Source organism: Salinadaptatus halalkaliphilus, assembly GCF_006543045.1.
In the GTDB taxonomy this organism is placed as follows: Archaea; Halobacteriota; Halobacteria; order Halobacteriales; family Natrialbaceae; genus Salinadaptatus; species Salinadaptatus halalkaliphilus.
The window spans coordinates 1-1,120 of record NZ_RBZW01000049.1; the positions used below are offsets into that span (position 1 = coordinate 1).

Annotated in this window: 1 protein-coding gene; it reads right to left on the reverse strand. The window is 57.6% G+C overall.

Annotation, left to right across the window (positions count from 1 at the left end; translation table 11 throughout):
• Nucleotides 1–212 precede the first annotated feature (212 nt).
• Nucleotides 213–1,028, reverse strand: a complete 816-nt coding sequence (locus D8Y22_RS15305) for an IS5 family transposase (RefSeq protein ID WP_141465572.1) — start codon at nucleotides 1,026–1,028, stop codon at nucleotides 213–215.
• Nucleotides 1,029–1,120 lie beyond the last annotated feature (92 nt).

The window sequence follows — 1,120 nt, forward strand, 5'->3', positions numbered from 1 at the left end:
TGCCTTGTTGAACGCAAGACGGCATCGGGGTGGGGTTGCTGATCTACAATTTCACGGCGTTAGAGACGGCTTTTCGACCTCAGAAGATGCAGTAGCTGTCAGTCACAGCAATTGCTGATGAGTCAAAACTATGGTACCTTGCTCCGTTGTTCCGGTGACGACGGCGATGCCTCTCCCGGATATGTCCGGAAAAGGGGAGCAGGCGGCGAGCCCTAACTCGCCGCCTGCGTTAGGTTATGCACGATGCACTTGCGAGTTAGCTCCCGGAACTGGCCGTGCCAGCTCCGGGAGCGGAGCTTCTCGCCGTCGTCTTGCTTCAACTGCGAGAAGCCGGTTTCACTCATCCAGCGCTGGTTGTAGTCATCGTTCATTCGTGCGTTATGGGCCTTCTGCAACGGTGTCTGCTCCCTGTGCTTGATCAACGGTCGCGTTGACTCGGAGCGACACTCCTCACGGAGGTCGCTCCACGAGTAGTTCGCGTCAGCAGACAACACACGCAGGTCTTCCGCGTTCCGGCGGAAGACCTGCATCCCGATGTGGCCGTCCCAGGCCTTCTGCGTCGTAAAATGAACGTCCTTGATCGCCAGTGAGTTCACGTCGATCAAGATCGTTGTCTTCATTGACTGGAATGAGTAGTTCGCTCGGTCGCGGTAGTGGTAGCTGGTTTGATCGCGCTGGAAGCCACTTGCATCAATCGCAGCTTCACCACTCCAGCCCGCCTGCTCCGCCGAAGCGCGGAGCAGGCGGCGGAGTTCACGCATCCGATACTCGTCTTCCCACCGGCAGAACGAACTGTAGTGCGGTGCCTCGTCGAGATCGAATACAGCAAGAACACCTGGCATCTCGTTGAGGTAGTCTTCAGTTTCACGGAGGCTCTTCTCCAGTTCGACGCGGAACAGAATTAACGCGATCTGTGTCCACTTGGCGTACCCGTCCGCGCCGTCCGGCGCGGCGGGTACGTCCGGATCGTCAACGTGCTGTTTGGCAAGGTCTCGACACATTCGTGCTAGCCGTCTGAGCGATGCCATATCGCCAGACGGCGTCCATTTCCCAGTTAATCTGACGGAAGATAACCGTGAGAGCGTCTGAGACTGTCGTCATTCGGCGGCAAAACAAGGCA

What these genes read in the sequence shown, in the direction of transcription:
- D8Y22_RS15305 (WP_141465572.1), bottom strand. Translation starts at nt 1,028, where the DNA reads ATGGCATCGCTCAGACGGCTAGCACGAATGTGTCGAGACCTTGCCAAA.